Here is a 21,472-nt window from a genome sequence, read left to right as displayed (position 1 = left end):
GCTCAGGCCGCCTTCGCGCGTTGCGTGCGGGCCCGCCGGTTCGACGCGGCCACCGAATCGCGCGTCGGCATCGCCGCGCCGCCGAGTCCCGCGATCCATGCGTCGGTCGACATCACGGCCGCGAAATTCGACTGGAACACCACCGTGTACGCGCGGTGAATCTCTTCGGCGCTCGCCGCGCCCGCTTCGTTCGCGTACGGCAACGCGCCGGTCGCGTCCGCCAGGTATTCGACGGCGAGCCCCGCGTGGGCCGCGTGATAGACCGTCGACGCATTGCAGTTGTGCGTCATGTAGCCGGCGACCGCGAGCGTATCGATGCCGTGCGCGTCGAGCCACGCGGCGAGATCGGTGCCGGCGAACGAACTGGCCTGCGCCTTCACGATGAGGTGCGCATACGGCCGGTCGGCGACGACCGGATGCAGCGCGACACCGTCGGTGCCCGGTGCGAAGATCGGCGCGCCCGCCGGCGCGACGTGCTGGACGACGATCACCGGCACGCCGGCCGCGTGCGCGGCGTCGATCGCGCGGCCGATGTTCGCCAGCGACGCGTCGACGGGCGGATATTCGATCGGCAGGTTGCCCGTCACGTATTCGTTCTGGACATCGATCACGATCAGGGCACGGCGGGAAGCGGAAGACGATACGGCGTTCGACATGGCAGGCTCCGGGTTCGGCCGCGCCGCCCCGCTCCGGAACGGGGCGGACAGCAGCGCGATGCGATGCATTGTCGGATTGCATCGCGCCGGCGGACAGTGGCCCGATAGCCATTCTTCGATAGAATCGGGCCATCGCCCCGCCGGAGCCCGTCATGCGCGCCGCTGCGTCGTTCGTTGCCCCCGCCCCGACCGTCGTCGCCGTGATCGCGTACGACGGCATCAGCCCGTTCCACCTGTCGGTGCCGTCCGTCGTGTTCGGCAAGGAGCGCGATGCGGCCGCGATGCCCGCGTTCGAGTGCCGCGTGTGCTCGGCCGAGCGCGGCCCGCTGTCGACGACGGGCGGCTTCACGATCATCGCGCCGTACGGGCTCGACGCGCTCGACGACGCGGACATCGTCATCGTGCCGGCATGGCGCGATCCCGACGAAGCGCCGCCGGACGCGCTGGTCGACGCGGTACGCGCGGCCGCCGCGCGCGGCGCGCAGGTGGTCGGCCTGTGCCTCGGCGCGTACGTGCTCGCCGCGGCCGGGCTGCTCGACGGGCGCCCGGCCACGACGCACTGGGCGTGGGCCGACGACTTCGCGCAGCGCTTTCCGCGCGTGAAGCTCGACCCCGACGTGCTGTACGTCGACGACGGCAACCTGATGACGTCGGCCGGCACGGCCGCGGGGCTCGACTGCTGCCTGCACGTCGTGCGGCGGCGCTTCGGCTCGGACGCCGCGAACCAGATCGCGCGGCGTCTCGTGATCCCGCCGCACCGCCAGGGCGGCCAGGCGCAATACGTGCCGCAGCCGGTCGCCGCGCATCCGCGCGACGCGCGCCTCGCGGGCCTGCTCGACTGGGTGCGCGCGCATCTCGACGTCGCGCACAGTGTGGATTCGCTCGCCGAACGCGTGCTGATGAGCCGGCGCACCTTCACGCGCCACTTCCGCCAGGCGACGGGCACGACCGTCATCGCGTGGCTGCAGGCCGAGCGGCTCACGCGCGCGCAGCATCTGCTGGAAACCACCGGACAATCGATCGACGCGATCGCGCAAGCGGCCGGCTACGGCTCGAGCGTGTCGCTGCGCCAGCATTTCGCGGGCGCGCTCGGCACGTCGCCGTCGGCATATCGGAAGGAATTTCGGGGCGCCGGGCCCGACGCCCGACGCTAGCGGCGGCCGCGCCGCCGACGAACGGCCGGCGACCGGCCGGACAATGAGGCAGCGCGGCGGCGCGCGCAGGCGCTCAGGTGCCGTTGATCCAGCGCGCCGCGTACAGCAGCAGCGCCACGAACACGACGATCGCGGCCCACGCCCAGACGGGCAGCGGACCCGATTCGCGATGATGCACGGCGCTCGCGGCGCGGCCGCCGAGCGCGCCGCCGAGGTGCGGCGGCAGCGGACGCTTCGCCGCGGCCATCAGCGACGCCGGCCGCAGGAACACATGCTGGCGACGCTGCGGGCTCGAGCGCGCGCGGTTCGGCACGAGACCGTGCTTCGCCTGCACGACCGCGCAGAATTCGCGGAAGAAATCGTCCGTCCACTCGTGCAGCGCGTTCTCGATCTGCCGCGCCGGCAGTTCGGCGAGCGGCCCGCTCGCCGTCGCCCACACCACGTATTCGATGCACGTCGCGGCCGTGTCGTCATCGTCCGGCCGCAGCACGAGCTCGACCTGCCCGCGCAGCGCGCCGAGGCCGTCGGCCCGCGCCTTGAAGTTGAGCACGCGGCGCGGCTGCCCTTCCGCGTCGCCCTGCTCGCTCGCCGAATGCGCACGCACGTCGTAGCGCGCGCGCAGCGGGCCGAGCGGCACCGTGATGGTCAGCGCGAACTCGCCGCGCGCGAGCTTCACGAACGATTCGCAATGATCGAAGCTCGCCCGCAGCAGCGCGAGATCCTCGAGCGCCGCCCGCACGACGGCCGGCGCGAGCGGTACGCGTAACGTGTCGTTCAGTTCCATGATGCCTCCCCGATGAACACGCGCCGCATCAGGACGTCTCGACGAGACTGTCGACCCGTGCGACGTCGAAGGCGACGTAGTGCGCAAGCGCGGACGCGGTCGCCCCCGGTTCCTCGTAACTCCATGCGGCGCTCTCGATCACGCCGTCTTCGGTCTGCAGGTCGAAATACACGGCCCGGCCCCTCAGCGGACAGTCCGTCGTGACGCTCGACTTCACGAGCCGGTGCATGTTCACGTCGCCGCGCGGCAGGTAATGGATATCCGGCAGGCCCGTTTCGCGCACGGTCAGCGCGCCGTGCGAATCGGCATACGTGATGCCGCGATGGATCACGCGCACGCGATGGCGGTTCGGCACGATTTCGAGGCGAGGGTCGGCGGCATCGGACATCGTTTCTCCTCCGGGCGGCGGTCCCGGCGCGCAAGCCGCGGGCCGGAAACGAAAAAGCCACGGCACAAGTGCCGTGGCCTTCATTATGGGCGAAACTGGGCCCGATTGTGCGGTCCGGCCGGGCCTGCGCGCGACGCGCTACTGCGCACTCCACTGGAACGCGACCTTCGCGCCGCCCTTCGCGCCGACCGTGACCGCGCGCGATTCGTCGCTGCCCTGGTACGACGCGTGCACGGTGTAGCGCCCCGGTGGCAGCTTCACGAGCATGTAGGGCCCGCGCGCGTCCGTCGCCAGCAGCTCGGTGCCCTTGCCGTCGACGATCCGCACATGGACGTCGGCCAGGTATTCGCCGCCCTTGCCGGTGAACCGCAGCGCCAGCGGCCACGCCGCCTCGTTGCTCTCGAATGCCGTCGATTGATCCTTGCCGATGCCGCCCGACACGTAGCTGACATCGCCCTGCTGGCTCGCCGCGGGCAAGCCGTCCGATTGCGCGTACGCGCCGGGCGCGGCGGCGGCGAAGCCGGCGGCCAGCGCCGCCGCGACGGCAAATCGGGACACGTTGCGTAGATATTGCATGGCTCCCTCCTTTCGGGTCGGAACACAGCACCACGGGCCGAACGCCGGCGACGCCCGTCGGGGCCGGCCAGGCCGGCCCGCAACGGCCGCCGGTCAGCTCAGGTCGACCGGCACGAAGATCTGTGCATTATCCCGCTGGATCAGGAGAGCAAGACTGTTGCCTGCTCCCTTGACCGCGTCGCGCAACTGCTCGGGGCTCGTGACCGGGCGGCCGTTGACCGCGAGGATCACGTCGCCGGGCTGGATGCCCGCGCTGGCTGCCGGGCCGCCGGCCTGCTGCACGATCAGCCCGTGCGACAGGTTGGCGGCACTGCGCTCCTGCGGCGTGAGCGGGCGCACCGCGACGCCGAGGCGCCCCTGCTCGACGGGACCGCCGTCGTTCGATGCCAGCTTCGCGTCGGTCATCGCGCCGAGCGTCACGCTGATCGACTTCGTCGACTTGTCGCGCCACACCTGCAGGTCGGCCTTCGACCCCGGCTTCAGGTTCGCGATCTGCGCGGGCAGCGACGTGGAGTCGGCCACCGGCGAGCCGTTGACCGCGAGGATCACGTCGCCCGGCTGCAGGCCGGCCTTCGCGGCCGGGCCATTCGGGTCGACCGAGCTGACGAGCGCGCCGTCCGGCTTCTGCAGCCCGAACGAGCTCGCGAGCGTCTGGTTGAGCCCCTGCACGGCGACGCCGAGGCGGCCGCGGCTCACGTGGCCGGTCTTCACGAGCTCGTCCTTGACCTTGATCGCCTCGTTGATCGGGATCGCGAACGACAGGCCCTGGAAGCCGCCCGTCTGCGAGTAGATCATCGAGTTGATGCCGATCACCTCGCCCTGCAGGTTGAACAGCGGGCCGCCCGAGTTGCCGGGGTTCACCGGCACGTCGGTCTGGATGAACGGCGTGTAGTTCTCGTCGGGCAGCGCGCGCGATTTCGCGCTGATGATGCCGGACGTGACCGTGTTGTCGAAGCCGTACGGCGAACCGATCGCGACGACCCACTGGCCGACCTTGCTCTGTGCCGGGTCGCCGATCTTCACGGTCGGCAGGCCGCTCGCGTCGATCTTCAGCACCGCCACGTCGGACTGCTTGTCGGCGCCGACGACCTTCGCCTTGTACTCGCGCTTGTCGGTCAGCTTGACCGTGACGACATTCGCGCCGTCGATCACATGCGCATTGGTGAGGATGTACCCGTCCGAGCTGACGATGAATCCCGACCCGAGGCTCGCGCTCGGCTGGTCGTCCGGCTGCGTGTCGCCGCCCATGCCCGGCACCTGGCCGTAGAAGTGCTTGAAGAACTGGTAGAACGGATCGCTCGGATCCATCGGCAGCTGCGGCTGCGGCACGCGCCGCGACACCTGCTTCACGACGTGCTTCGCGCTGATGTTCACGACCGCCGGGCCGTAGGTTTCGACCAGCCCGGAGAAATCGGGAATGCCGGTCTTCGCCGCGGCCTCGGCCGGCATCAGCGCGGCGGCCTGCGCGGGCGTGATGATCTGCGGATCGGCGCGGCGGGTGCCCGCGACATAACCGGCGGACAGGGCGGCCGCCACGGCGACCGCGACGGCGCCGCGCGCAAGGAATCGGGTGTTCATCGTAGGACCTCCTCGTTGTTAGGACGCAGCGTAACGACGCTGACTTAAAGGAGGCTTAATCGACCTTAAGCGGGGCTTAGGCCGCCGCTACCGCGCTGTGTGCCGTTCGTCATACGGATTCGGACGCCTGCGGCGCCGGCTGCGGCAGCGCGGAATCGCGGAACACGACGCTCACGAGCAGGCCGCCCGCGGCCGCGTCGCCGAGCGTCACGGTCGCGCCCTGCTGAGCCGCCACGCGCTTGACGATCGCGAGCCCCAGCCCGCTGCCCGACACGTCGGCCCGCGCCCGCGCGGAGCTGTCGCGGTAGAAGCGGTCGAACACGCGCTCGCGCTCTTCGGCCGGGATGCCGGGGCCGCTGTCGCCGATCTGCACGCACGCGCGGCCTGCCGCGTCGCGCGTCAGCGACACGTCGATGCGGCCGCCGTCCGGCGTGTACTTCACCGCGTTGTCGAGCAGGTTGCCGAACATCACGCGCAGCGCGCCGACGTCCGCGACGACGGTCGCCGCGCGCGTCTCCTCGAAGCCGAGATCGATGCTGTGCCGTTGCGCGAGCGGTGCATGCGCGGCCACGCATTCGACCAGCAGCGCCTGCAGGTCGACCGGCTCGCGCATCGTCGCGCCGTCCGGTTCGGCGCGCGCGAGCGCGAGCAATTGCTCGGCGAGGCGCGTCGCGCGCGTGACGCCGTCCTGCAGATCGGCGAGCGCCTCGCGGCGCGACGTGTCGTCCTTCGCGCGCGCGACGAGCTGCGCCTGGATCTGCACGGCCGCGAGCGGCGTGCGCAGTTCGTGCGCGGCGTCGGCGACGAAGGCCTTCTGCGTGTCGAGCGCGGCCGCGAGCCGCGCGAGCAGCCCGTTCAGCGCGCGCACGAGCGGCTGCACCTCGAGCGGCAGGCGCGCATCGGGCAACGGATCGAGCGCTTCCGGCCGGCGCGCCTCGACCGCGCGCGTGAGGCGCTCGAGCGGCGCGAGCCCTTGCCCGACGATCATCCAGACCGCCGCGCCGAGAAACGGCAGCAGCACGATCAGCGGCCACAGCGTGCGCAGCGCGACGTTCGCCGCGAGCCGGTTGCGCACCGACAGCGGCTGCGCGAGCTGCACGACGTTGTCGCCGACGATCGCGCCGTACACGCGCCATTCGCCGCGATCGGTGCGCTCGGTCGAGAAGCCGAGTTCCGCGCGCGGTGCGATCGGCGCGCGCGGATGCGAGAAGTACATCAGCACGCCGTTGCGGTTCCAGATCTGGATCACGATGCCTTCGTCGCCGTTGGTGCGCGAACCGAACACCTGCGAAAACGGCTCGGACGGCAACGCCGCGGCGATTTCCTGCAGCTGGTAGTCGAACAGCTCGTTCGCTTCGGCGAGCGCCTGCCGGTAGATCAGCCAGCCCGCGGCGCCCACGCCCGCGACGACGATCGCGAGCAGCCAGATCAGTAGTTGATGACGAATCGACCGCACGCGTCAGCTTTCCTTGACGACCATGTAGCCGAGCCCGCGCACGTTGCGGATCAGGTCCGAGCCGAGCTTCTTGCGCAGTGCGTGGATGTAGACCTCGACCGTGTTGCTGCCGATCTCCTCGCCCCAGCCGTACATCTTTTCCTCGAGCTGGCTTTTCGACAGCACCGCGCCGGGCCGCGCGAGCAGCGCCTCGAGCAGCGCGAACTCGCGCGCGGACAGCGCGACGGGCGCGCCGTCGAGCGTCACCTGGTGCGACGCGGGATCGAGCGTCAGCGCGCCGTGGCGGATCAGCGACTCGCTGCGCCCCGCCTGGCGGCGGATCAGCGCGCGCATCCGCGCGCCCAGTTCGTCGAGGTCGAACGGCTTGACGAGGTAGTCGTCGGCGCCCGCGTCGAGCCCCTTCACGCGATCGGCCACCGCATCGCGCGCGGTGACGATCAGCACCGGCAGCGACTGCCCGCGCGCACGCAGCGTGCGCAGCACGTCGATGCCGTCGCGCTTCGGCAGGCCGAGGTCGAGCAGCAGCAGGTCGTACGTCTCGCCGCCGAGCGCCGTGAGCGCGGCGTCGCCGTCCTGCACCCAGTCGACCGCGAAGCCGTCGGCGCGCAACGCCTTGCGTACGCCCTCGGCGATCATTCGATCGTCTTCAACAAGCAGAATCCGCATCGGAACCGGAACCCATCTGACGAGTAAGACATGGCGACCATTGTAGCGCCGCGAATCGCGTGCGCCGCCTGCAATGCAACAGAAAGGCGGATTGCAAGGGGCGTGTGCGCACTTGTCTCTACAATGTGCGCTCCGGCGCCGCGCGCGCCCTGCCCGAGCCCGATGCTTTTCCCGTATTCGCCCATGCCGATTTCCGATTTTTCCGCCCGGTTCGCCCCCCGCGCCCGCCCCTTCCTGCGTGCGGCCGCCGTCGTCGCCACCTGCACGGCCCTTGCGTTCGCACCGTCCGCCCAGGCCCGCAAGAAGTCCCACAAGGAAGCGCGCAAGACCGCCGTGGTGTCGCCCGCCGCGCGGGCGGCCGGCCTGCCGGCGTCCGTGCTCGTCGCACTGCAGCGCGCGAAGGTGCCGGCCTCGGCGATGAGCGTCGTCGTCGAGCGCGTCGGCGATCCCGAGCCGCTGATCGCGTGGAACGCGAGCCGGCCGATGATGCCGGCGTCGACGATGAAGCTCGTCACGACCTTCTCGGGGCTGTCGATCCTCGGCCCCGACTTCCGCTGGCGCACCACCGCGTATGCGGACGGCCCGGTCGATCCGGACGGCACGCTGCAGGGCAACCTCTACATCAAGGGCACCGGCGATCCGAAGCTCGTACCGGAGGAACTGATCGACCTCGTCGACAAGTTGCGCAAGGCCGGCATCAAGCGCGTGGCCGGCGGCCTCGTGCTCGACAAGAGCTATTTCGCCGCGTCGACACGCGACCTGCCGTCGTTCGACGACGACGTGAGCGCGCCGTACAACGTCGGCCCCGATCCGCTGCTGTATGCGTTCAAGGCCGTGTCGTTCACGGTGACGCCGGGCGACGACGGCAAGATTGCCGTCGACGTGCTGCCGCCGCTCGCGAACCTGTCGATCGACAACCAGCTGGTCGAAGGCACCGGGTCGTGCGGCGCGGCGGCCGCGGCCGCGCGTCCGACGTTGTCGGCCGGCGGCGGCGGGATCATGACCGCCTCGTTCGCCGGCGACTATCCGCTGCGCTGCGGCGCGCATACCACGAACCTCGCGATCCTCGATCACACGACGTTCTTCGCACGCGGCTTTCTCGCGCTGTGGCAGCAGGACGGCGGCACGATCGTGGGCCCCGTCAGCGAAGGCAAGGTGCCGACCACCGCACGGCCGCTCGCGGTCCATCACAGCCCCGTGCTCGGCAGCATCGTCTACGACATCAACAAGTTCAGCAACAACGTGATGGCGCGCAACCTGTTCCTGACGATCGGCGCGGTCGCCGGCAAGCCGCCCGCGACGCCCGAGCAGTCGAGCCGCGCGATTCGCGCGTTCCTGCAGAAGAGCGGGATCGCGATGCCCGACCTCGACCTCGAGAACGGCTCGGGCCTGTCGCGCGAAGAACACGTGAGCGCGCAGTCGCTCGCCGCGCTGCTGCAGGCCGCGAACGCGAGCCCCGTCGCGCAGGCGTTCATCGATTCGCTGCCGATCGCCGGCATCGACGGCACGATGAAGAACCGTCTCACCAACGCCGGCGTGCTCGGCAACGCGCACATCAAGACCGGCACGCTGCGCGACGTGCGCGCGATCGCGGGCTATGTCGCGGGCGCCGACGGGCAGAGCTACATCGTCGTCAGCTTCATCAACGACGATCGCGCCGAAGGCGCGCGTGCCGCGCACGACACGCTGCTCGAATGGATCTACGCGGGCGCGCACTGACGACGCACGCGCCGCGAAGCGGCGCGCGCATGCCGCGCTGCCGGCTTGCGTCGATCGCGGGCGGCGCCACATGTCGGGGCGCCCCGCACCCCGGGCGTTCTCGCCGCGCGGTTTGAAACGGTCCCGGCCGCCGGCGCGCCGCGCAGCGCCCGCCAGCCGTGTCCATGAAACGGGGCCGCACCGCGCGGCCCCGTTCCGCATGGCTTCCGTAGAAACCCTGTCCTCAAGAAAACGCCGGGCCGCCCCCAGGTTTTCCGCCCCGCAGGACGCCCCCTCGGCGGCCTGACGCGAAGCGACCGGTTTGGGCCGCTCAGAGGGAACCCTCTACGCTGCCCCCTCGCCTAGCGCGTGCCGATTGCGTAGGCTGTTGGCCTGACCGATATCTACAACGGGCCATACGCCCGGCCTCACGGCTTGCAGGGGAAAGGAGGAGACACGTCCATGCGATTCGACGTCGAATTGCTTCTGCTCGCGCTGGCGCCCGTCTTCCTGCTCTGCATCGCGTGGGAGGCCTGGCACCTCGCCCGCACGCGCGCGCAGGATCATCTCTATGCGTGGCGCGACACGCTGTGCAATGCGGCGCTCGCGCTGATGCACCAGGCCGCCGACAAGCTCGCGTGGCTGTTCGTGATCCCCGTTTATGCGTACTGCTACGCACATTTCCGGCTGTTCACGTGGCACGACGGCTGGCTGTCGTTCGCCGTGCTGTTCGTCGGCCAGGATCTCCTCTACTACGGGTTCCATCGCGCGAGCCATCGCGTGCGCTGGCTGTGGGCCGCGCACGTCGTGCACCACTCGTCCGAGCGGATGAATTTCTCGACCGCGTTCCGGCAGAGCCTGATGTATCCCGTCGCGGGCATGTGGGCGTTCTGGCTGCCGCTCGCGTTCCTCGGCTTTCCGCCGCAGCAGATCGTCGGCGTCGTGCTGATCAACCTCGCGTTCCAGTTCTTCGTGCACACGCAGGCGATCGGCAAGCTCGGCTGGCTCGAATACGTGCTCAACACGCCGTCGATCCATCGCGCGCACCATGCACGCAACCCGCGCTACATCGACCGCAATTACGCAGGTGTGCTCGTGATCTGGGATCGCCTGTTCGGCAGCTACGTCGAGGAGTCGCCCGACGATCCGCCGCAATTCGGAATCGTCGAGCCGCTCGGCTCGAACAACCCGCTCGTCGCGACGTTTCACGAGTGGGTGTCGATGGCGGCCGACGCGTTGCGCGTCCATGGATGGCGCAACAAGCTGCGCGCGATTTTCGGCCCGCCCGAATGGGCGAGCGCTTATCATGCGCAGATCGCCGAGGCCGCAAACCACGATCCGCGCACCACGCCGCTCGCGGCCGTGCGCGACCAATAAACCGCTTCAGCCAACGGCCGCCGCGCAGCCAGTACCGGAGGAGACGCGCGGCAGATGAGAAATACATCGGGCCATATCTACGAGGAGATCGAACGATGCAGTCACAACGACAATTCCCGTCGCGCAACCGTCAACGCCTGCTGCGCACCGCGCAGGTCGCGATCGCGGGCGCCGCGCTCGCCCTGCTCGCCGCATGCGGCGGCGGCGACGACAACAACAGCAGCAGCGCGTCGAACACGCCGCCGTCCGGCGTGAAGATGCAGATCGTGTCGTTCGGCGACAGCCTGTCGGACGCCGGCACCTACTCGCAGATCAAGCTCGGCTTCGGCGGCGGCCGCTTCACGACCAACCCCGGCCAGGTGTGGACCCAGGACGTCGCGCAGTACTACGGCGACACGCTGCAGCCCGCGAACCAGGGCGGCTTCGGCATTCCGCTGCAGGCGACGGGCGGCCTCGGCTATGCACAGGGCGGCTCGCGCGTGACGCTGCAGCCGGGCATCGGCCACGCGGACGCGAGCGTGCCGAACGCCGACTACGCGCAGGCGACCACGACGCCGATCGCCGATCAGGTCAAGCAGTACCTGACGCAGCACGGCAGCTTCAACGCCGGCCAGATCGTGCTGGTCAACGGCGGCGCGAACGACATCTTCTACCAGGCGCAGGTCGCGCAGGCGCAAGGCAACACGCCGGCCGCGCAACTCGCGGCAGCGCAGGCGATCGGCCTGGCCGCGCAGCAGCTCGGCGGGATCGTCCAGCAGATCGTCGCGGCGGGCGCGGCGCACGTGTACGTGTCGAACGTGCCGGACATCGGCGGCACACCGCTCGCGCTGCAGGGCGGCGCGCAGACGCAGGCCGCATTCACGCAACTGTCGGGGCTGTTCAACCAGACGCTCGCCGGCACGCTGGCTGCGCTGAAGGTCGACACGACGAAGGTCGCGTTGCTCGACACGTTCACGTGGCAAGACGGCATCGCGGCCAACTACCAGGCGAACGGCTTCAGCGTGTCGAACACCGATACCGCGTGCAACCTGAAGGCGATGGTCGCGGCCGCGACGCAGTACGGCGTCGCGAACGCGACCGCATTCGGCTCGTCGCTGTTCTGCTCGCCGCAGACCTACACGGTCCCGAACGCGGACCAGACCTACATGTTCGCCGACACGGTCCACCCGACGACGCGCCTGCACGCGCTGTTCGCACAGTTCGTGGAGAAGCAGATCGCGGCTTCGGGCGTCGGCAAATAAGCCGCCCGCCACGCGCGCAAACAAGAACGCCCGACCGGTTCGCCGGTCGGGCGTTATTTCATTCCGGAGCGGACGGCGTCGGAAAGCCGCGTCAGTCGCGCGCTTCGAACGCCGCGGCCGCACGACCGAGACGATCGTTGACCGCGATCCACTCGACGGTCTCGGGCAGCTTCTCGACGAGGATGCGCGCGACCTGCGCACGATCGAGCGCGCGCAGCATCCCGTACAGATCGCGCGCATATGCCTGCGGATCTTCCGGCGCCGCGACGAAATGCACGCCGTCGGCCTGCGCCCAGCGTCCCGCGCGCGACGCGCGCGCGACGAGTGCGACGCGTTCGCCGTCGGTCTGCGCGGCCGCGAGCAGCGGCTCGAGCGCGTCGAACGGCAGCAGCGCGAGCGGCGTGCGCGGCGCGTAATGCGCCTTCAGCGTGCCGGACGCACGCGGCGCGGTCGCATCGCTGCCGTCGGGCAGGCGCGGCGCGCGGCCGAGCACGTCGGCGATCTGCTGCGGCGTCACGTGGCCCGGGCGCAGCAGCGCCGGAAAGCCGCGCGACAGGTCGAGGATCGTCGATTCGATGCCGACTTCCGACGGACCGCCGTCGAGCACGTGCACGGTGTCGCCGAATTCTTCGCGCACATGCTGAGCGGTGGTCGGGCTCACGTGGCCGAAGCGGTTCGCGGACGGTGCGGCGACGCCGCCGTGGCCGCCGCGCCGCGCGCTGAACGCGGCCAGCAGCGCCTGCGCGACCGGATGCGACGGACAGCGCAGGCCGACCGAATCCTGGCCGCCGCTCACGGCATCCGGAATGCGCGCATGACGCTTCAGGATCAGCGTCAGCGGGCCCGGCCAGAATGCATCGATCAGCGCCTGCGCATCGGCCGGCAGGTCGTCGGCCCAGTAGCCCGGGTCGCCGCCGGGCGGCAGATGCACGATCACCGGATGGTTCGCCGGCCGCCCTTTCGCCGCATAGATGCGCGCGACGGCCTCGGGATTCGCCGCGTCGCCGCCGAGCCCGTACACGGTTTCGGTCGGGAATGCGACGAGTTGCCCCGCGTCGAGCAGCGCGGCAGCCGCGTCGATCTGCGCGGGCGTCACGGTGTTCGGGAGATCGATGGACATCGGCCGGTGCCTCAGTCGAGCGGCACGCGCAGCAGCTGCGCGCACGCGGTGGCCGCGGCAACCGCGTCGTCGCGCGTCTCCGCCGTGAAGTTCACGTGACCCATCTTGCGGCCGACGCGCGCTTCTTCCTTGCCGTACAGGTGCAGGTGCGCGGCCGGCATCGCGGCGACCGTGTCCCACGGCGGCGTGACGGCCTCGGCCGCACCGTTCGGGAACCACACGTCGCCGAGGATGTTCAGCATCGCCGCCGGCGAGTGCTGGCGCGGGTTGCCGAGCGGCATGCGCGTCATCGCGCGTACCTGCTGCTCGAACTGGCTCGTTGCGCACGCATCGACCGTGTAGTGGCCGGAGTTGTGCGGGCGCGGCGCCATTTCGTTCGCGACGAACGAGCCGTCTTCCAGCACGAAGAATTCAACGCACAGCACGCCGACGTAGCCGAGCGTATCGGCGATCCGCACGGCTGCCTGCTGCGCCTCCTCGACGCGCGCGGCATCGGCGGCCGGCGCCGGCACGACCGTCAGCGCGAGGATGCCGTTGTGATGCACGTTCTGCGCGAGCGGGAACGCGGCCGAGCGGCCGTCCGCGCCGCGCGCGATCAGCGCGGACACTTCGTATTTCAGCGGCAGGCGCTTCTCGAGCACGCACGGCACGCCGCCGAGCGACGCATGCGCGTCGCGCGCTTCCCGCGCGGTGCTCACGCGCACCTGGCCCTTGCCGTCGTAGCCGAGGCGCGCCGTCTTCAGGATGCCCGGCAGCACCGCGTCGAGCGCGGCATCGTCGAGCGCGGCGAGCGCCGCCGCCGATTCGATCACGACGTGCGGCGCGACCGGCACGCCCGACGCCTCGATGAAACGCTTCTCCGCGATCCGGTCCTGTGCGACCGCGACGCAGCGGCCGGCCGGCGCGACGAACGTCGTGCGCGCGAGGAAATCGAGGCTCGCGGCCGGCACGTTTTCGAATTCCGTCGACACGGCATCGCACAGTTCGGCCAGTTCGGCGAGCGCGGCTTCGTCGTCGTAGGCCGCGCGCAGGTGACGGTCGGCGACCGCGCCGGCGGGGCTCGTCGGATCGGGATCGAGCACGGCGACGCGATAGCCCATCGACTGGGCGGCAAAGCAGAACATGCGGCCGAGCTGGCCGCCGCCGACCATGCCCAGCCACGCGCCGGGCAGGATCGGGGAAACGGAATCAGGAGTTGCGGTCATGTCAGTGGTCGGTCGCGGCGGGCAACGCCCGCCGCAGTGGGGAGGATCAGGCGGCCGCTGGCATGGTAGTGCGGCCGCCGGTGCGCCGTCACGCGAGCGGCGGCAGCACCATCGCGTGCGCGGCTTCGTTCTGGCGCACGCGGAACGCGGCGAGCCGGTTCGCGTAGTCGACCGAGTTGCCGGACAGGATCGACACCGCGAACAGCGCGGCATTCGCGGCGCCGGCCTCGCCGATCGCGAACGTCGCGACCGGCACGCCCTTCGGCATCTGCACGATCGAGTGCAGCGAATCGACGCCCTTCAGGTACTTGCTCGCGACCGGTACGCCGAGCACCGGCACCGTGGTTTTCGCGGCCAGCATGCCGGGCAGGTGCGCGGCACCGCCGGCGCCCGCGATGATCGCGCGCAGCCCGCGCTCGCGCGCCTTTTCCGCGTAGTCGAACATCTCGTCGGGCATCCGGTGCGCGGACACGACCTTCGCTTCGTACGGCACGCCGAATTCCTGCAGGATCGCGACCGCGTTCTTCATCACGTCCCAGTCGGAACTCGAACCCATCAGCACGCCGACGAGCGGCGCGCTGTGCGTGTGGGCAGTCTGGACTTCACTCATTTCGTGCGTTCCTTCGTTCAGGCGAGCGGCTGGCCGGTGATGCGCTCGAGCGCTTCCTGGTACTTCGCGGCCGTCTTCTCGACGACGTCGGCCGGCAGTGCCGGCGCCGGCGCGGTCTTGCCCCACGGCTGCGCCTCGAGCCAGTCGCGCACGAACTGCTTGTCGAACGACGGCGGGTTGGTGCCGACCTGGTACTGGTCGGCCGGCCAGAAGCGCGACGAATCGGCCGTCAGCACTTCGTCCATCAGGTACAGCTTGCCGTGGTTGTCGAGGCCGAATTCGAACTTCGTGTCGGCGATGATGATGCCGCGCGTCGCCGCGTAGTCGGCTGCTTCCTTGTACAGGCGGATCGAGATGTCGCGGATCGTCGCGGCCAGCTCGGTGCCGATGCGGCGCTCGGTTTCCTCGAACGTGATGTTCTCGTCGTGCTCGCCGAGCTCGGCCTTCGCGGCCGGCGTGAAGATCGGCTCGGGCAGCTTCTGCGCGTTCTGCAGGCCTTCCGGCAGCTTGACGCCGCACACGGCGCCCGACGCCTGGTATTCCTTCCAGCCGCTGCCGGCCAGGTAGCCGCGCACGACCGCCTCGATCATGATCGGCTCGAGGCGCTTGACGACCGCGGCGCGGCCCTTGACCTGCTCGACCTCGTCGGCCGCAACGACCGCTTCCGGCGCGTCGCCCGTCAGGTGGTTCGGCACGATGTGCGCGAGCTTGTCGAACCAGAAGTTCGCCATCTGGTTCAGCACGCGGCCCTTGTTCGGAATCGGCTCGCCCATGATCACGTCGAATGCCGACAGGCGGTCGGTCGTGACGATCAGGAGCTTGTCGTTGCCGACCGCGTAGTTGTCGCGGACCTTGCCGCGACCGAGGAGCGGCAGCGAGCGGAGCGTGGATTCGTAAAGGGTAGACATCGTCTTTTCGCAGATAAGGAGCCAAACAAAAAGGGAAACGCCGTTCCCCGCGGCAGGCGGGAACGGCGGTCTTGCAATGCGTCGGCGAACCGCCGGGAGATCACGCCCGTCGGTTGCCGGCCGGCCCTTGTTCGGCCGGACGGAACGGCTGCCGGAGCCGGATCCGATCCGGCCCCAAGGCAGTCAGCCCCGGCCCGGCGCGAAACCGGGCGGGGCAATCGTACTACAGTCTCAGCGCACGACCTGCGCGAGCGCGCCGGACTTGTACTGTTCGGCGATCTTGTCGAGCGACACCGGCTTGATCTTCCCGGCCTGGCCTTCGCAGCCGAACGCGAGGTAGCGGTCGACGCAGACCTGCTTCGCCGCTTCGCGCGCGGGCTTCAGGTAGTCGCGCGGATCGAACTTGCCCGGGTTCTCGAACAGGTAGCGGCGGATCGCGCCGGTGATCGCGAGACGCAGGTCGGTGTCGATGTTGATCTTGCGCACGCCGTGCTTGATGCCTTCCTGGATTTCCTCGACCGGCACGCCGTAGGTTTCCTTCATGTCGCCGCCGAATTCGCGGATCTCGGCCAGCAGTTCCTGCGGCACCGACGACGAACCGTGCATCACGAGGTGCGTGTTCGGGATGCGTGCGTGGATTTCCTTGATGCGCTGGATCGACAGGATGTCGCCCGTCGGCTTCTTCGAGAACTTGTACGCGCCGTGCGAGGTACCGATCGCGATCGCGAGCGCGTCGCACTGCGTGAGCTTCACGAAGTCGGCGGCCTGCTCCGGATCGGTCAGCAGCTGCTCGCGGGTCATCGTGCCTTCCGCGCCGTGGCCGTCTTCCTTGTCGCCCTTCATCGTCTCGAGCGAGCCGAGCACGCCGAGTTCGGCTTCGACCGTCACGCCGATCGAGTGCGCCATCTCGACGACCTTGCGCGACACGTCGACGTTGTATTCGTACGAGGCGACCGTCTTGCCGTCGGCTTCGAGCGAACCGTCCATCATCACGCTGGTGAAACCGCTGCGGATCGCGGCCGTGCAGACCGCCGGCGACTGGCCGTGATCCTGGTGCATCACGACCGGGATGTGCGGATACGACTCGACCGCCGCTTCGATCAGGTGGCGCAGGAACGGCTCGCCCGCGTACTTACGCGCACCGGCCGATGCCTGCATGATCACGGGCGCGCCGACCTGGTCCGCTGCCGCCATGATCGCCTGGACCTGCTCCAGGTTGTTCACGTTGAAGGCCGGCAGGCCGTAACCGTGCTCTGCCGCGTGGTCCAGCAATTGACGCATTGATACGAGAGGCATTGTGGAACTCCTTGGAATGAAAACCGGTGCGCCCTGACGCCGGCGCGGCGCTCTCACCCCGTCGGAACCGGGGCGGCACGGCGCGGCTGAGCGTCGAATAGCCGCATTTTATCGCGAAGCGCCTCCGATTCCGACCGCCCGGTGGCGCGTACTCGCATTTTGTTACCTTCGCACGGCACAATGCGGCCAAAAAACAGAAAAAAAGCCGCGCGGGGCATCGAACCCCGCGCGGCTTTCGTCGAATAAACGGTGCCCGATCAGTTCGGGCGGCCGTCGGACCGGTCGACGGACCGGCCCGGTGCACGCCGGCGCTCAATAATGTTCGCCGACCCGCACGATCTTCAGCGTGTTGGTGCCGCCCGCCTGCCCCATCGGCTCGCCGACGGTCAGCACGACCATGTCGCCGTGCTGCACGTAGCCCTGCTTGACGACGATCTCGAGCGCCGCCTGCAGCGCCGAGTCGCGGTCGCTGTTGAAGTCGACGTGCAGCGGCGTCACGTTGCGGTACAGCGCCATCGTGCGCTCGCTGCCGACGCGCGGCGTCAGCGCGAAGATCGGCACGTGCGTGTAGTGACGCGACATCCACAGCGCGGTCGCGCCCGATTCGGTCAGCGCGACGATCGCCTTCGCACCCAGGTGATAGGCGGTAAACAACGCGCCCATCGCGATCGACTGGTCGATCCGCGTGAACGTGCGGTCGAGGAAATCCTTGTCGAGTTCGACGTGCTCCGACTTTTCCGCCTCGACGCACACGGCCGCCATCGTCTCGATCGTGACGACCGGGTACTTGCCGGCGGCCGTCTCGGCGGACAGCATCACCGCGTCGGTGCCGTCGAGCACCGCGTTCGCGACGTCCGACACTTCCGCGCGGGTCGGCACGGGCGCGTGGATCATCGATTCCATCATCTGCGTCGCGGTGATCACGAGCTTGTTCGACTCGCGCGCCATCCGGATCATGCGCTTCTGCAGCGCCGGCACGGCCGCGTTGCCGACTTCCACCGCGAGGTCGCCGCGCGCGACCATGATGCCGTCGGACGCGTCGAGGATGCTCTGCAGCGCCGGAATCGCCTCCGCGCGCTCGATCTTCGCGATCATCTTCGGCTTGATGCCGTACGGCGCGCCCGCGATGTTCGCGAGCTGGCGCGCCATTTCCATGTCGGTCGCGTTCTTCGGGAACGACACCGCGACGAGATCCGCGCCGAGCGACATCGCCGTGCGGATGTCTTCCATGTCCTTCGCGGTCAGCGCGGGCGCCGACAGGCCGCCGCCCTGGCGGTTGATCCCCTTGTTGTTCGACAGCTCGCCGCCCACCTTGACGATCGTGTGAATCTCGTCGCCGAGCACGCGCTCGACGGTCAGCACGATCAGGCCGTCGTTCAGCAGCAGCAGGTCGCCCGGCTTCAGGTCGCGCGGCAGTTCCTTGTAGTCGAGGCCGACCCGCTCGTCGTTGCCGAGCTCGCAGCCCGCGTCGAGGATGAAGGCCTGGCCCGGCACGAGCGTCGTCTTGCCGTTCTCGAACTTGCCGACGCGGATCTTCGGGCCCTGGAGGTCGGCCATGATCGCGATCTCGCGGCCGACCCTGCGGGCGGCCTCGCGCACCATCTCGGCGCGCTGGCGGTGATCGTCGGCCGTGCCGTGCGAAAAATTGAGCCGCACGACGTCGAGGCCCGCCTGCATCATCTGCAGCAGAATCTCCGGCGAACTGGAAGCCGGGCCGATCGTGGCGACTATCTTGGTGGCGCGCTGCATGAAACTCCTCATCTGGATCAAGGTGGATGCGCTGGGTGAAACGCTGCGAGAGCCGGAATCGGCGAGCCCAGCGGCGGCCGTTCCGGGGGGCGTGCCGGTGCTTGCGCCCGGCATCGCTTTGTTCTGAATCTCGTGGTGCTGCATGGCCGCGTCGCCGGCGGCCGCCGGTGCGCGCGGGGTGGAGTTCGCCCGCGCGGGCGCGCGTTTGCGCTTGCCCGCGCCGGCCGGCTGCTCCGCTTTCGCGGAGCGCGCGGCCTTCGTCACCCCTGCGCGCGCCACCACGCTCAGGCCGCCCGCGTTTCGAGCACTTCCACCGCCGGCAGCTTCTTCCCCTCGAGGAACTCGAGGAAGGCGCCGCCGCCCGTCGAGATGTAGCTGACCTGGTCGTGGATGCCGTACTTCGCGATGGCCGCGAGCGTGTCGCCGCCGCCCGCGATCGAGAACGCGGACGATTTGGCGATCGCTTCGGCGAGCGTCTTGGTGCCGTTGCCGAACTGGTCGAACTCGAACACGCCGACCGGGCCGTTCCACACGATCGTGCCGGCCTTCTCGAGCTGGCTCGCGAGCGCGCGGGCCGTATCCGGGCCGATGTCGAGGATCATGTCGTCCGCTTCGATGTCGGCGACCTGCTTCACCGTGGCTGCTGCCGTCGGCGAGAATTCCTTGGCGGTGACGACGTCGCTCGGGATCGGCACCGACGCGCCGCGCTCGCGCGCCTCGTCGATGATCGCCTTCGCCTCGGCGACGAGATCGGCTTCCGCGAGCGACTTGCCGATCGACAGGCCGGCCGCGAGCATGAACGTGTTCGCGATGCCGCCGCCGACGATCAGCTGGTCGACCTTGCCGGCCAGCGACTTGAGAATGGTCAGCTTGGTCGACACCTTGGAACCGGCGACGATCGCGACCAGCGGACGCGCCGGATTGCCGAGCGCCTTGCCGAGCGCGTCGAGTTCGGCGGCCAGCAGCGGGCCCGCGCACGCGACGGGCGCGTACTTCGCGATCCCGTGGGTGGTCGCTTCCGCGCGGTGCGCGGTGCCGAACGCGTCGTTCACGTACACGTCGCAGAGCTTCGCCATCTTCTGGGCGAGCTCGTCCGAATTCTTCTTCTCGCCCTTGTTCACGCGGCAGTTCTCGAGCAGCACGACCTGGCCCGGCGCGACGTTCACGCCGTTCTCGACCCAGTTCGAGACGAGCGGCACGTCGCGGCCGAGCAGTTCGGCGAGACGCTTCGCGACCGGCGCGAGCGAGTCTTCCGGCTTGAATTCGCCTTCGGTCGGACGACCGAGGTGCGACGTGACCATCACGGCCGCGCCGGCGTCGAGCGCGGCCTGGATGGCCGGCACGGACGCGCGCACGCGCGTGTCTTCGGTGATGTTGCCGTGATCGTCCTGCGGGACGTTCAGGTCGGCGCGGATGAACACCCGCTTGCCGGCGAGCTGGCCGGCGGCGATCAGGTCGGTAAGACGCTTGACTTGGCTCATGTTGAACAGATTGAAGTAGTGGATGGGGAAAGGGGGTTCACGCTGGACGTGCGCGGGCTGCCGCGAAAAGGCGCCGGATGCGGCCGTGGCTGGCGGTTCGCATGACGCGCACGGGTAAAAAATCTCGAACGGGCATTCTAGCCGATCCATCCGGCAGACTGACCCGTGCGGCGGCGAATTCCGCCTATTTGGGATCGCGCGTGGCCATCGACACATTGCCGCAATGCAGCAATGCGCGTGCGCCCGTGGCCGGCCCCCGGCCGGCCGGCATGGCGATTCGTCAGAAGATCAGGCGCAGTACGGTGAAGACGAGCATCCCGACGATGATCGTACCGAGCATGCTGCGCCGCCACAAGAACCAGCCGAGGCCGGCGAGCGCCGCGTAGAACGGATGGTTGGACAGCGCGAACGACAGCCCGGCCGGCGTTTCGAGCACGTCGGGCAGCACGACCGCGACGAGCGCGGCGGCCGGCGCATAGCGCAGCGCGCGCTGGGCGCGCTCGGGCAGCACGGTGCGTTCGCCGCCGAGCAGGAACAGCGCGCGCGTGACGGCCGTGACGACCGTCATCCCGACGATCACGATCCAGATCTCGGTCGCGCTCATTCGATCTCCTTCTCGTGCACGGTTTCGGTACGGATGCGCCGCCAGTCGGCCCGTTCGACGAAGAAATCGGCCATGCTGCCCGCCGCGAGCGCGGCCAGCACCGCGATCGGCAGCGCGAGCCGGTACGGCAGGTCGAACGCGACGAGCGACACGATGCCGGCGACCGCGACGGCCGCGAGCGTCGAGCGGTTCGCGACCGCCGACACCATGATCGGGATCAGCGCGAGCGTGCCGGCCAGCTCCAGCCCCCAGCTCGCGGGAACGAAGCTCGCGAGCAGGATGCCGGCGAGCGACGACGCCTGCCACGACGCCCAGCTCGCGAGCGCCATTCCCCAGAAATACGCCTCCTTGCCCGGCACGTGGCCGTTCGCGAAGCCCTGTTTCTGGAACAGCAGGTAGATCACGTCGCCGTTGAAATAGCCGATCGCGAGGCGCCGCCACAGCGGCAGGTAGGAAAAATGGGGAGCAAGCCCGGCGCTGAAGATCACGAAGCGCAGGTTGACCATCGTGGCCGTGAGCAGGATCGTCCAGATCGGCAGCTTCGCGACGAGGAGCGGCAGCACCGCGAGCTGCGACGAGCCCGCGTAGACGAAGATCGACATCGCGCTCGCCTGCCCGAGCGTCATCACCGACTTGCTCATCGCGACGCCGGTGACGAGCCCCCAGGACAGGATCGCCATCAGGGTCGGGGAATAGTCGCGCGCGCCCTGGATCAGCGCGAAGCGGTCGGTGGCGGACAATCGAGCGAGCATGGGAAGGCGGGCCGCAGCGGGCGGTTCGTCCGGGCTCCGGCGTCTCCCGCCGGCACGGCCCGTCGTCATTGGAATCGGTGCCGGACGATTATAGCCCCGGCCCTCGGCCGACCGACCGGCTCGACGCCAAATGACGCTAAAATATGCGTCTTTCCGGCTCAACGCTGCACACA

21 protein-coding genes are annotated in these 21,472 nt (G+C 69.5%); 5 read left to right on the top strand and 16 right to left on the bottom strand.

Annotation, left to right across the window (positions count from 1 at the left end; genetic code table 11):
• Nucleotides 1-2: 2 nt before the first annotated feature.
• Entirely contained in the window at nucleotides 3-656 is a 654-nt protein-coding gene (locus U4Z31_RS02850; RefSeq protein WP_321809373.1) for a cysteine hydrolase family protein, read from the bottom strand.
• Between the two features lie 152 nt (nucleotides 657-808).
• Between U4Z31_RS02850 and U4Z31_RS02845 the strand changes: the two genes are divergently transcribed.
• Nucleotides 809-1,810, top strand: coding sequence for a helix-turn-helix domain-containing protein (locus U4Z31_RS02845; RefSeq protein ID WP_321809372.1), 1,002 nt, complete (start codon nucleotides 809-811; stop codon nucleotides 1,808-1,810).
• Between the two features lie 73 nt (nucleotides 1,811-1,883).
• Here U4Z31_RS02845 and U4Z31_RS02840 read toward each other — a convergent pair whose 3' ends face one another.
• The 6 genes from U4Z31_RS02840 to U4Z31_RS02815 all read right to left on the bottom strand — a co-directional run bounded on the left by U4Z31_RS02840 (nucleotide 1,884) and on the right by U4Z31_RS02815 (nucleotide 7,258).
• The gene (locus U4Z31_RS02840) at nucleotides 1,884-2,594 is read right to left on the bottom strand and encodes a CoxG family protein (protein WP_124570684.1); all 711 of its coding nucleotides are present in this window, start codon (nucleotides 2,592-2,594) and stop codon (nucleotides 1,884-1,886) included.
• A gap of 28 nt (nucleotides 2,595-2,622) precedes the next feature.
• Complete coding sequence (locus U4Z31_RS02835) at nucleotides 2,623-2,982, bottom strand: DUF427 domain-containing protein (protein WP_321809371.1); 360 nt, start codon at nucleotides 2,980-2,982, stop codon at nucleotides 2,623-2,625.
• Nucleotides 2,983-3,120: 138 nt separating this feature from the next.
• Complete coding sequence (locus U4Z31_RS02830) at nucleotides 3,121-3,558, bottom strand: carboxypeptidase-like regulatory domain-containing protein (RefSeq protein ID WP_124570685.1); 438 nt, start codon at nucleotides 3,556-3,558, stop codon at nucleotides 3,121-3,123.
• A 93-nt stretch (nucleotides 3,559-3,651) separates the two neighbouring features.
• A complete protein-coding gene (locus tag U4Z31_RS02825; protein ID WP_044844493.1) occupies nucleotides 3,652-5,136 on the bottom strand; it encodes a DegQ family serine endoprotease in 1,485 nt (494 codons plus the stop codon).
• Nucleotides 5,137-5,245: 109 nt separating this feature from the next.
• Entirely contained in the window at nucleotides 5,246-6,592 is a 1,347-nt protein-coding gene (locus U4Z31_RS02820; protein ID WP_321809370.1) for an ATP-binding protein, read from the bottom strand.
• Nucleotides 6,593-6,595: 3 nt separating this feature from the next.
• The gene (locus tag U4Z31_RS02815; RefSeq protein ID WP_044844495.1) at nucleotides 6,596-7,258 is read right to left on the bottom strand and encodes a response regulator; all 663 of its coding nucleotides are present in this window, start codon (nucleotides 7,256-7,258) and stop codon (nucleotides 6,596-6,598) included.
• 183 nt (nucleotides 7,259-7,441) lie between these two features.
• Here U4Z31_RS02815 and dacB point away from each other — a divergent pair, with 183 nt between their 5' ends.
• The 3 genes from dacB (at nucleotide 7,442) to U4Z31_RS02800 (ending at nucleotide 11,574) form a co-directional block, all read left to right on the top strand.
• Nucleotides 7,442-8,977: a D-alanyl-D-alanine carboxypeptidase/D-alanyl-D-alanine-endopeptidase gene (gene dacB, locus U4Z31_RS02810; protein ID WP_321809369.1), complete on the top strand. Its 1,536-nt coding sequence runs from the start codon at nucleotides 7,442-7,444 to the stop codon at nucleotides 8,975-8,977.
• Between the two features lie 441 nt (nucleotides 8,978-9,418).
• A complete protein-coding gene (locus U4Z31_RS02805; protein WP_321809368.1) occupies nucleotides 9,419-10,333 on the top strand; it encodes a sterol desaturase family protein in 915 nt (304 codons plus the stop codon).
• A gap of 95 nt (nucleotides 10,334-10,428) precedes the next feature.
• Nucleotides 10,429-11,574 carry an SGNH/GDSL hydrolase family protein gene (locus U4Z31_RS02800; RefSeq protein WP_321799209.1) on the top strand — a complete coding sequence of 382 codons (1,146 nt, stop codon included), beginning with the start codon at nucleotides 10,429-10,431 and terminating at the stop codon, nucleotides 11,572-11,574.
• A gap of 91 nt (nucleotides 11,575-11,665) precedes the next feature.
• On the opposite strand, the gene U4Z31_RS02795 is transcribed toward U4Z31_RS02800, so the two are convergent.
• The 6 genes from U4Z31_RS02795 to pyk form a co-directional block, all read right to left on the bottom strand.
• On the bottom strand, nucleotides 11,666-12,694 hold the full coding sequence (locus tag U4Z31_RS02795) for an L-threonylcarbamoyladenylate synthase (protein ID WP_044844499.1): 1,029 nt from the start codon (nucleotides 12,692-12,694) through the stop codon (nucleotides 11,666-11,668).
• Between the two features lie 11 nt (nucleotides 12,695-12,705).
• Nucleotides 12,706-13,899, bottom strand: coding sequence for a 5-(carboxyamino)imidazole ribonucleotide synthase (locus U4Z31_RS02790; protein ID WP_044844500.1), 1,194 nt, complete (start codon nucleotides 13,897-13,899; stop codon nucleotides 12,706-12,708).
• A gap of 88 nt (nucleotides 13,900-13,987) precedes the next feature.
• On the bottom strand, nucleotides 13,988-14,509 hold the full coding sequence (gene purE, locus U4Z31_RS02785; RefSeq protein ID WP_044844501.1) for a 5-(carboxyamino)imidazole ribonucleotide mutase: 522 nt from the start codon (nucleotides 14,507-14,509) through the stop codon (nucleotides 13,988-13,990).
• 17 nt (nucleotides 14,510-14,526) lie between these two features.
• Nucleotides 14,527-15,417: a phosphoribosylaminoimidazolesuccinocarboxamide synthase gene (locus U4Z31_RS02780; RefSeq protein ID WP_321799213.1), complete on the bottom strand. Its 891-nt coding sequence runs from the start codon at nucleotides 15,415-15,417 to the stop codon at nucleotides 14,527-14,529.
• A gap of 231 nt (nucleotides 15,418-15,648) precedes the next feature.
• The gene (gene fba, locus U4Z31_RS02775) at nucleotides 15,649-16,713 is read right to left on the bottom strand and encodes a class II fructose-bisphosphate aldolase (protein WP_050014549.1); all 1,065 of its coding nucleotides are present in this window, start codon (nucleotides 16,711-16,713) and stop codon (nucleotides 15,649-15,651) included.
• Between the two features lie 312 nt (nucleotides 16,714-17,025).
• Nucleotides 17,026-18,462, bottom strand: coding sequence for a pyruvate kinase (gene pyk, locus U4Z31_RS02770; RefSeq protein WP_044844504.1), 1,437 nt, complete (start codon nucleotides 18,460-18,462; stop codon nucleotides 17,026-17,028).
• On the opposite strand from pyk, the gene U4Z31_RS02765 reads away from it, so the two are divergent.
• The gene (locus tag U4Z31_RS02765; protein WP_257773798.1) at nucleotides 18,461-18,589 is read left to right on the top strand and encodes a hypothetical protein; all 129 of its coding nucleotides are present in this window, start codon (nucleotides 18,461-18,463) and stop codon (nucleotides 18,587-18,589) included. The two genes, pyk and U4Z31_RS02765, sit on opposite strands and share 2 nt — an antisense overlap.
• Before the next feature lie 157 nt (nucleotides 18,590-18,746).
• Here U4Z31_RS02765 and U4Z31_RS02760 read toward each other — a convergent pair whose 3' ends face one another.
• The 3 genes from U4Z31_RS02760 to U4Z31_RS02750 all read right to left on the bottom strand — a co-directional run bounded on the left by U4Z31_RS02760 (nucleotide 18,747) and on the right by U4Z31_RS02750 (nucleotide 21,299).
• Entirely contained in the window at nucleotides 18,747-19,943 is a 1,197-nt protein-coding gene (locus tag U4Z31_RS02760) for a phosphoglycerate kinase (RefSeq protein ID WP_044844505.1), read from the bottom strand.
• A gap of 280 nt (nucleotides 19,944-20,223) precedes the next feature.
• Complete coding sequence (locus U4Z31_RS02755; RefSeq protein ID WP_044844506.1) at nucleotides 20,224-20,547, bottom strand: AzlD domain-containing protein; 324 nt, start codon at nucleotides 20,545-20,547, stop codon at nucleotides 20,224-20,226.
• Nucleotides 20,544-21,299: an AzlC family ABC transporter permease gene (locus U4Z31_RS02750; RefSeq protein ID WP_124486923.1), complete on the bottom strand. Its 756-nt coding sequence runs from the start codon at nucleotides 21,297-21,299 to the stop codon at nucleotides 20,544-20,546. The genes U4Z31_RS02755 and U4Z31_RS02750 overlap by 4 nt, the downstream gene beginning before the upstream one ends.
• Nucleotides 21,300-21,472: the final 173 nt, after the last annotated feature.

It is taken from the genome of Burkholderia sp. BCC1985 (assembly GCF_905339915.1).
In the GTDB taxonomy this organism is placed as follows: domain Bacteria; phylum Pseudomonadota; class Gammaproteobacteria; order Burkholderiales; family Burkholderiaceae; genus Burkholderia.
The sequence above is the reverse complement of the archived record's forward strand: the minus strand, read 5'-3'. Positions and strand labels throughout refer to the sequence as shown.

Coding starts and splice junctions, on each gene's coding strand:
- U4Z31_RS02850 (WP_321809373.1), bottom strand. CDS start 656: ATGTCGAACGCCGTATCGTCTTCCGCTTCCCGCCGTGCCCTGATCGTG.
- U4Z31_RS02845 (WP_321809372.1), top strand. CDS start 809: ATGCGCGCCGCTGCGTCGTTCGTTGCCCCCGCCCCGACCGTCGTCGCC.
- U4Z31_RS02840 (WP_124570684.1), bottom strand. CDS start 2,594: ATGGAACTGAACGACACGTTACGCGTACCGCTCGCGCCGGCCGTCGTG.
- U4Z31_RS02835 (WP_321809371.1), bottom strand. CDS start 2,982: ATGTCCGATGCCGCCGACCCTCGCCTCGAAATCGTGCCGAACCGCCAT.
- U4Z31_RS02830 (WP_124570685.1), bottom strand. CDS start 3,558: ATGCAATATCTACGCAACGTGTCCCGATTTGCCGTCGCGGCGGCGCTG.
- U4Z31_RS02825 (WP_044844493.1), bottom strand. CDS start 5,136: ATGAACACCCGATTCCTTGCGCGCGGCGCCGTCGCGGTCGCCGTGGCG.
- U4Z31_RS02815 (WP_044844495.1), bottom strand. CDS start 7,258: ATGCGGATTCTGCTTGTTGAAGACGATCGAATGATCGCCGAGGGCGTA.
- dacB (WP_321809369.1), top strand. CDS start 7,442: ATGCCGATTTCCGATTTTTCCGCCCGGTTCGCCCCCCGCGCCCGCCCC.
- U4Z31_RS02805 (WP_321809368.1), top strand. CDS start 9,419: ATGCGATTCGACGTCGAATTGCTTCTGCTCGCGCTGGCGCCCGTCTTC.
- U4Z31_RS02800 (WP_321799209.1), top strand. CDS start 10,429: ATGCAGTCACAACGACAATTCCCGTCGCGCAACCGTCAACGCCTGCTG.
- U4Z31_RS02795 (WP_044844499.1), bottom strand. CDS start 12,694: ATGTCCATCGATCTCCCGAACACCGTGACGCCCGCGCAGATCGACGCG.
- U4Z31_RS02790 (WP_044844500.1), bottom strand. CDS start 13,899: ATGACCGCAACTCCTGATTCCGTTTCCCCGATCCTGCCCGGCGCGTGG.
- purE (WP_044844501.1), bottom strand. CDS start 14,509: ATGAGTGAAGTCCAGACTGCCCACACGCACAGCGCGCCGCTCGTCGGC.
- U4Z31_RS02780 (WP_321799213.1), bottom strand. CDS start 15,417: ATGTCTACCCTTTACGAATCCACGCTCCGCTCGCTGCCGCTCCTCGGT.
- fba (WP_050014549.1), bottom strand. CDS start 16,713: ATGCCTCTCGTATCAATGCGTCAATTGCTGGACCACGCGGCAGAGCAC.
- U4Z31_RS02765 (WP_257773798.1), top strand. CDS start 18,461: ATGAAACTCCTCATCTGGATCAAGGTGGATGCGCTGGGTGAAACGCTG.
- pyk (WP_044844504.1), bottom strand. CDS start 18,462: ATGCAGCGCGCCACCAAGATAGTCGCCACGATCGGCCCGGCTTCCAGT.
- U4Z31_RS02760 (WP_044844505.1), bottom strand. CDS start 19,943: ATGAGCCAAGTCAAGCGTCTTACCGACCTGATCGCCGCCGGCCAGCTC.
- U4Z31_RS02755 (WP_044844506.1), bottom strand. CDS start 20,547: ATGAGCGCGACCGAGATCTGGATCGTGATCGTCGGGATGACGGTCGTC.
- U4Z31_RS02750 (WP_124486923.1), bottom strand. CDS start 21,299: ATGCTCGCTCGATTGTCCGCCACCGACCGCTTCGCGCTGATCCAGGGC.